Annotated in this window: 8 protein-coding genes and 1 pseudogene; 4 read left to right on the top strand and 5 right to left on the bottom strand. The window is 64.7% G+C overall.

Features of this window, described 5'->3' with window-relative positions; genetic code table 11:
- The 3 genes and pseudogenes from EN857_RS14080 to EN857_RS14070 form a co-directional block, all read left to right on the top strand.
- A pseudogene (locus EN857_RS14080) lies at window positions 1-1036 on the top strand (transposase family protein); the annotation flags it as partial.
- A gap of 1 nt (window position 1037) precedes the next feature.
- On the top strand, window positions 1038-1916 hold the full coding sequence (locus EN857_RS14075; RefSeq protein ID WP_128187351.1) for a TniB family NTP-binding protein: 879 nt from the start codon (window positions 1038-1040) through the stop codon (window positions 1914-1916).
- Between the two features lie 94 nt (window positions 1917-2010).
- Window positions 2011-2943: a TniQ family protein gene (locus tag EN857_RS14070; protein ID WP_245511303.1), complete on the top strand. Its 933-nt coding sequence runs from the start codon at window positions 2011-2013 to the stop codon at window positions 2941-2943.
- Window positions 2944-2984: 41 nt separating this feature from the next.
- On the opposite strand, the gene EN857_RS14065 is transcribed toward EN857_RS14070, so the two are convergent.
- From EN857_RS14065 to EN857_RS14045, 5 genes are all read right to left on the bottom strand, one after another.
- The gene (locus EN857_RS14065; RefSeq protein WP_128187353.1) at window positions 2985-3698 is read right to left on the bottom strand and encodes an SMC-Scp complex subunit ScpB; all 714 of its coding nucleotides are present in this window, start codon (window positions 3696-3698) and stop codon (window positions 2985-2987) included.
- Window positions 3699-3701: 3 nt separating this feature from the next.
- A complete protein-coding gene (locus EN857_RS14060) occupies window positions 3702-4706 on the bottom strand; it encodes a DUF1403 family protein (protein ID WP_128187355.1) in 1005 nt (334 codons plus the stop codon).
- Between the two features lie 119 nt (window positions 4707-4825).
- Complete coding sequence (locus EN857_RS14055; RefSeq protein ID WP_095482552.1) at window positions 4826-5149, bottom strand: DNA-binding transcriptional regulator; 324 nt, start codon at window positions 5147-5149, stop codon at window positions 4826-4828.
- Window positions 5136-5468 carry a type II toxin-antitoxin system RelE/ParE family toxin gene (locus tag EN857_RS14050; protein WP_127239670.1) on the bottom strand — a complete coding sequence of 111 codons (333 nt, stop codon included), beginning with the start codon at window positions 5466-5468 and terminating at the stop codon, window positions 5136-5138. Before EN857_RS14050 ends, EN857_RS14055 begins: the two co-directional genes overlap by 14 nt.
- Before the next feature lie 96 nt (window positions 5469-5564).
- Window positions 5565-5948, bottom strand: coding sequence for a hypothetical protein (locus EN857_RS14045; RefSeq protein ID WP_206519863.1), 384 nt, complete (start codon window positions 5946-5948; stop codon window positions 5565-5567).
- 470 nt (window positions 5949-6418) lie between these two features.
- Between EN857_RS14045 and EN857_RS14040 the strand changes: the two genes are divergently transcribed.
- Window positions 6419-7444 carry a tyrosine-type recombinase/integrase gene (locus EN857_RS14040; RefSeq protein WP_245460615.1) on the top strand — a complete coding sequence of 342 codons (1026 nt, stop codon included), beginning with the start codon at window positions 6419-6421 and terminating at the stop codon, window positions 7442-7444.
- The last annotated feature ends 125 nt before the right edge of the window (window positions 7445-7569 follow it).

Genomic DNA, 7569 nt, shown 5'->3' with positions numbered 1-7569 from the left:
TCGGCCGGGCATATCTCACGATCGTCACCGACGTGGCCACCCGCTGCATTCTTGGCTTCTGCCTCACCCTCGAGAAGCCGTCGGCGCTGTCGGTCGCGCTCTGCCTGGCGCACGCCATGTGTCCAAGGGAGGCATGGTTAGCCGCGCGCGGCATCGAGCATGGATGGCCGATGTTCGGTCGACCACGGTCGCTCGTCACCGACTCAGCCAAGGAGTTCAAAGGGAATGCCTTCCAGCGCGGGTGCGAGGACTACGGCATTCGGATTCACTACCGGAATCGCCGCCGCGTCCACCAGGGCGGCGTGGTCGAAAGGCCGTTCTTGCGACGCAGCCCGGCTCTACCGGCAGATCCGTGGCGGACCGCGACGAATATCCCGCAGAGCGCCGAGCCCGTCTCTGCTTCGCCGATCTGGAGCGATGCGTCGTGCTCGCGGTGATCGACCATAACCTTCAGCAAAACGCGAGGACGTTGAAGGTGCCGGCGACACAATGGAACCGGCTGGCGCACGATTTGCCCCGCTTCGACGATGATCCTATACGGGTCTTGCTGGCATTCATGCCTGGGACGGAGAGGCGCATCTCGCCGCAGGGTGTCAGCATGTTCGCGTTGGACTATTTTTCACCGTGGCTGGGCAGCCTCGTCCCGCAGCGGGACCGGCTCGGCCGGCTCGAGGTGCGATGCGACCCTCGCGACATCAGCCACATCTACATCCGGGATCCCGACAGACGGGAGTTCCGGCCGGTGGCGAGAAGAGACGGGATCACCACACCGACGACGCTATGGGAGCACGAAGGTGACCGTGCTCATCGACGTGCCGCAAACGCCCGATCGGATGTAGAGAAGGTGACGCTTCGCCGCCGGATCGCGGAAATAGCGGGTGGGCAGAAGCCTTCAAAGGCGGACGTGCGCGATGCCGTCCGTCGAGCACACGCGGCCGAAGCGCCCAAACCCTATGATGCGATGCGTCCGGCGACGCCAGCGCCTGCCGAGCATCCGATCCGCCAGAAACGCCGTCTGCCGGTCGAGGATTGGTGACGTGGTGGACCATCTGCTCGACCACGTTCGCCCGGTTCTTGACCGCAGCATGGAAGAGCGGATCGCCTATATCCAGGCGCCGCGATGGATAGGACATCAGGTGGCAGTCCAAGCGCATGAACGCCTTGCCGTGTTGCTGTCCCGGCCGCCGGCGTTGCGGACCCGAGGCCTGATGCTCGTCGGACCCTATGCCAACGGCAAGACGATGATCGCCGAACGGTTTGCTGTCGAACATCTGAGAACCGCCGAGCAGCAGCGGGTGTGGGTGGTCCAGACGCGTGAGGGTGCGGGCCTCGCCCATTTCTATGGAAGCATCCTCGAGGCATTGCGAGCGCCAACCGGCATGGGTCGTGGTGTCGACCGCAAAGCCGAGCAAATCGATCGCCTGTTCGACAGCGTGAAGCCCAGGATGCTGATCTTCGGCGAATTCCACAATGCGCTGCGGGGCCGAACGCGGGACGTCGAGGCGGTTCTTGCCTTCCTCAGAAGGATCGGCCGCCAGTTCGACATTTCACCGATTCTGATCGGTGAGGTCGCCGTGTACGACTTCATCAACCAGACCGCCGAAATGGCGACCCGATTCGACCTGCATGCGGTGCCGCGATGGCGATATGGCGAGGAGTTTCTCGCGCTGCTCGACAGCCTCGAAGCCTCCATGCCGCTCGCCCGCGCTTCCGATCTCTCGGATGAACCGATGGCGCGGATGATCTTCCAGATCTCCGAGGGCCTGATCGGCGAGATCGTGGCGATCGTCTCTGCGGCGGCCGTGGCGGCGGCAAGATCTGGCGCGGAGCGGATAACGACAACGGGCATCGAGGCGCTGCGCTACATCCCCGTCTCGAAGCGCCGCCGGGCGCCGGTGCGTGACCGCCTGCTGTGAGCGGAGCGCGCTTCGCCATCGAGATCCGTGAGCGATACGGGGACGTCGTTCGGGATCGGTGGCCCGTTCCATTGACCCGCAGCCGGATGAGCTATTGTCGAGCTGGCTCCACCGCCTTGCCATCGCCAACGGTATCGCGCCGCGGCCATTCGCCAGCGTCCTCGAGTTGGGCGACGGAATGTGGTCGCCGCGCCTCGATCTCCGGCTTCCACGCGAGGTCGCCACCCTGCGGACCGATCGGACGGACGTTCCACACGAAACGATATCGGCGATGGCGATGACTGGTCCAGCGTTGACGCCGCTCCTGCTGCCGTTGCGCGAGAACGTCCGCCGGAACCGTTCGACCTGGATGCAGTATTGTCCCCAGTGCCTTGCCGGCGACGCAGTGCCGTATTTTCGCCGTCCCTGGCGGCTGGCGACGCGCATCTCGTGCTTCGTGCATGGTCGCGGTCTTCGGGATCGATGTCCCGCCTGTCGAAGCGGCGTTGCATCCTTCGACCAGACCGAACTGATGCCGCAGCACTTCTGCGCCCGATGCGCCTTCGATCTGCGCACGGCATCGAAGGTCTTCGTCAAGGCGGCGGCACGACGGCTGGAACGATCGATCGACGATATCTGCAAGGTGGAGATGGCCAAGGGATCGATGATGATCGGCGACCTGACTTCGCGCCTGCTGGGCGCGCCTGTCGTTGCAGGCGTCTCATTGGGGAAGACGCTCACGAACCTGTCCACGTCCTCGCGCATCCGCTGCTTCGAATGGCTCGCGGACAAGCCTGTCAGCTGGTTGATGACAGATGAGGACGATGCTGTCGCCCGGCGGCGTCGGCTCGTCCTGGCTGCAGGCGGCCATGACCGGTTGATTCCGCACTTCTCGGATTTCATGGACAAGCATCAAGGATCGCCGATGTCTGTGCGGTCACCCCCGACCGGCGCCGACCTTGCTGCTCTGCTCGAGGCCTATTCGCGCGCCACTGACGATGCGATCAAAACGAAGCGTCACCGTGTTCTTGCGGTCCCACGCGGATAGGATTGCTGCCCGCGAACCACCCATCCATGGTGAGCAGCATGCTATTCATCACCGGCAACGCCCGCATCTTCTTCCCGGTCACTGGAAAACCCCGGCGTGATGTCGCCCGCCAGCAGCTTCTCCTTCGACAGCAGGCCTGCGTCCTCGAGCTTTTCGATGTCGGGAAGATCGCGCAGCGTGTCGAACCCGAACTGCAGCAGGAACGCCTTGGTCGTGACATAGGTGTAGGGCGCGCCTGGGGTCGGGCTGCGTGGGCCTGAGGCGATCAGGCCGAAGCCGCGCAAATTGCCGATCAGGTCGCGGCCGATTTCCTTGCCGAAGAAGGAGGACAGTTCGGCACGGGTGATCGGCTGGAAGTAGGCGATCGTCAACAGCACGAGTACCTCCGACTGCGAAAGGTCTAGCGTCCGCTCGCTGGCGCCGACGGCCGTGCGGATGGCGTCGGCATAGGCCGGCCGCGTCAGATGCTTCCAGCCACCGGCGACCGCCACCAGATCATAGGGCCGACCGCGCAGTTCCTCGCGGATATCATCGATGATGAGATCGATATTGCAGCTCTTGCCGACGATACGCGCCAGGGTGTCACGTGTCACCGGCTCGCTGGCCGCGAAGATCGTCGCTTCGACGCGGTTCATCCACTCCCGCCAGCGAACCTCCGCCGGCAGGTGGTCGAGATCGCGATCGAACAGGCGGTCGCCTGATCGATGGTCATCTGACCGGCCCTGCCCTCGCCTCTTGCGGTCCGCTTCAGCCATTTCCTAAAGCCCGTAGATGCGGAACGTGGTGCGGCCGGACAGCTCGCGCACGGCGCCGAGATCGACCAGTCGGTCGAACAGGCGCCGCAGGCCGCGGTCGCTCATCCCGGCGATTTCTTGCGACGCCACGAGCGCATCGTCGGACAGCAGCTTTTCGACGACACGGTTCGCACCCTTCGCGCGCAGCTTCGGCGCGACGGCGAGCAGCCGCTCGGCGCGGCGGCCGAGCTCGGTCGAGAGGTCGATCGCCCGCAGCGCTGCGCGCGCCTGAGCCACGAGCAGGCCCTGCACCCTCTCCCCGCCTGGCGCCTGATCCCTCTCCGTCAAACTGGTTGTTCTCACTCGCACGCCACGCGTGCTTCCGCCCGATGCAGGCTGCGCTCCCAGAAGCGGCACCGCATGCGGCCATCCCAATCTTTGCGCGAGCATGGCGTCGGCGAGCCACGAACCCGAATAGCGTCCGAAGCCATGGCGCCCGGCGCTCGCGAAAGCACCGGCCAGCATCTCGACAACTCCCTCTGCCGCAGACAGCTGGCCGATCTCGTCAACCAGATCGGTGACGGCTTCGTCGTCGCCGGCATGGCCAAGTTCCTCGTGCACGGCGGTGAGGCCTGCCTCCGTCAGCAGATGTTCCGGAGGGCGCGCCGCCAGGCGGCGCCAGGCCAAAAACGTCCGGCCGGCGGGCCCGACATCATCGCCCGGGCGGGTGAGCAGCACGGTGTCGCGCAGCGCCGCCTCGTCCTCGGTTCGCCCCGCCTGCCGCGCGGTCGCCGCGGCGGCTGCGAGCGCCAGGCGCTGCCGCCAGGCACCCGCCCACCGCTCCTGCCGGCGCACCACGGCATCCAGCGCGCTGATCGCAGCACCGGCCGCAATCGCAGCATCTTCAACGGTTTGCGCGGCCTCAATCGCCTTGCGCAGCCAGGACGGCACCGGCGCCGCATGCGCGACCGGCTCGGAGCCGAGCAGCTGAGCATGGAGGAAGGGAGACGGTCTGGGGCGGAGAATCATTCCCCGCAGCATGAATCAGCGCGGCGCTTTATGCAAACATTCCAGCAAAAAACCGCCGCGCCTGTCGACGTCGTTTTATGTCCGGTAAGCTTGCCTTATCGGACGTAACCGAAGCGCCGCTAGCGCAGCACCTGCAGCCCGTGCTTGTCGACCACAAACAGCAGCTTCAGCGCCATGCCACTCGGCCGCTTGGCGCCAGTCTCCCACTTTTGCACCGTCGATTCGGATGTGTTCAGATAGCGCGCAAACACCGGCTGGCTGACATGGTTCTTCTCCCGCAGCGCCTTGATCGCGTCGGGCTCGATCGCCGGCGGCACCGTCAGGCAGCTCTCGTCGAAGCTGCGCATCGTCGCCTTGTCGATCGCCCCGACCTTGTAGAGCGCGCTCGCCGAGCTGTGGATCGCCTCGAAGGCGTCGGACTTGTATTTTCTAGCCCTGCTCATGTGCATATCTCCAAAAAATCTCCGTCAGCCCAGCATAAGCCTTGGCCAGGCTGCGGAACTGGGCGAGTTCGTCGTCATCAATGTTGGCCCTGTCCTGCTTGGCGAACAGATACTCGTAGACCCAGAACCGACCGGATTTGGCCAGGATGATCGATCGGTGCCGGTTGTCGTTCAGACGCTTCTTGAACACGCCACCGCCAAGATCTTCGGCTTGTCCCAACGCCACCTGCGCAATCGCCTTGCACAGTGCCACGTCGCTGATTCGCGCCTTGCGCGCCGCCTTGGCGAACCAGGCCGGCTTGAACGTCCGCTGCGTCATGGTTTTGTATAGCACCAGGTGCTATGGATTGCAAACGCTGTGGTGCCGCCGCCGAACACCGGTTGGCCGACAGCCGGTCCCGTACCGCTAGAGGGTCTACACGTCAGTCAGATCCTCGGGATATCGGCCACCGCGCGCGTGGAACAGCCACCACGTTTGCGCGCCGCGCGTTGAAACGACCAGACAGTGGGGCTCATCCAGCGCCGGCTCGATCAAGCCCAGACGGACGAGCGCAATGATGGTCTTTTCGCCGATCGACTTGTCATGGTAGGAAAGCCCGGGCACGACAAGGCGCCATCCCGGCGTTCCGCGCTCGGTCGTGGCCGCCGCGAGATAGCCCATTTCCGATGGCGACTCGCCATGCCCCAAGGTGAACAGACAGATGCTCCAGAAGGCGTTTCGCGGACGCGGCGGGATGAGCGCCCAATCGAGCGGACCGTCCTGCGCCGCCGGCTCTTGGCTTTGCGACGGCCGGCCCACCGGTTGTCCTCAAAGCCTTGGCGATAGGCCTTTTCCAGCGCCCGGGCGATGGCGCCCGCCGTGTCGACGGCCATGCCGTATTTCCGGTCATGGCGGTCCTTGGCCACGATGTCGCGGGCCATCTCACGAAACCTGGCCTTGCGATAGGGATCAGCGGCGATTTGCGTTGATTTCTTGATCGCTTTCTTGATCACCGAGGTTCCCTTCGGGCAGGTCGCTGTCGCGCTGGCGTGTACGGATATGGGCCTAAGCCTGCGGGTGCGTGAGATGCCGATGCAATGGACAGCCTCGCTGTTTGGCTGCAAGCTGGCGCCGACTCGACTCTTCTGATTCAATCGCACAATTGAGCCATGGACAAGCTACTGAAACCAGATGGCGCGGAGTCCCATCAAGACCCGCAAGCCGCCCGGCGTCGCGACAACGGCCCGCCCGGCGAATTCGCAGGTCTGCCCGACATCGTCGATCTAGTCATGGAGATGGGACGCCCATCGCGGTCGCCGGCGCATCTCGAAGCGCTCGTCGAGACGGCAAAAGACTACGCCAAGGCCGCCAGCTCCGAAAACACGCGAGACGCCTACACCAAGGACTTTTCGCATTATTCGTCCTGGTGTCGCCGCAACGGTTTTGAGCCCTTGCCCCCAGAGGTACAAACAATCGGCCTCTATATCAGCGCCTGTGCCTCAGGCACCGCCGCCGGCGAGCCGAAACGCGGCATTCCCGCCCTTTCGGTCGCAACGATCGAGCGGCGCCTCTCCGGCCTGGCCTGGAATTTTACCCAGCGCGGATTTTCTCTCGACCGTGCCGATCGCCATATTGCCACCGTGCTCGCCGGTATCCGCAGAAAACACGCAAAGCCGCCGCGGCAGAAGGAGGCCGTCCTCGGCGATGACATCAAGGCAATGATCGCGACGCTCGGGCACGATCTGCGCGGGCTGCGCGACCGCGCTATTTTGCTCCTAGGCTTTGCCGGCGGGTTGCGGCGCTCGGAAATCGTCGGCCTCGACGTCGTGCGCGACCACAAGAGCGACGGCGCCGGCTGGATCGAGATTTTTGCCGACAAGGGCGTGCTGGTGACGCTGCGCGGCAAGACCGGTTGGCGTGAGGTCGAGGTCGGCCGCGGCTCCAGCGATTTTTCTTGCCCGGTTGTCGCGCTGGAAACCTGGATCAGGCTCGGAAGGATCGCGCGCGGTCCGCTGTTCCGGCGCATCTTCAAAGACAACAAGACCGTCGACGTCGAACGCCTTTCCGACAAGCATGTCGCCCGCCTGGTCAAGCAGACGGCGCTCGCCGCCGGCGTCCGCTCCGATCTTCCGGAAGCGGAGCGTGCGCTGCTGTTCTCAGGGCATTCGCTGCGCGCCGGCCTTGCCTCCTCCGCGGACATCGAGGAACGCTACGTACAGAAGCAGCTCGGCCACGCCTCGGCCGAGATGACCCGCAAATATCAGCGCCAGCGCGATCGGTTCCGGACCAATCTCACCAAGGCGAGCGGGCTGTAGGAACCATAAGTCCCCTGCCCTGCCGCTACTCAGTGCGTAGCAGCGGGAGTCTGCTTGTCGGAAGCTCGTCCTAGGACGACAGGGCACGGCCTCAGGCTCCCTACCTACGCGAGGCGGAGCGGCTT

This window comes from Mesorhizobium sp. M4B.F.Ca.ET.214.01.1.1 (genome assembly GCF_004791545.1).
Lineage (GTDB): Bacteria > Pseudomonadota > Alphaproteobacteria > Rhizobiales > Rhizobiaceae > Mesorhizobium > Mesorhizobium abyssinicae.
The sequence above is the reverse complement of the archived record's forward strand: the minus strand, read 5'-3'. Positions and strand labels throughout refer to the sequence as shown.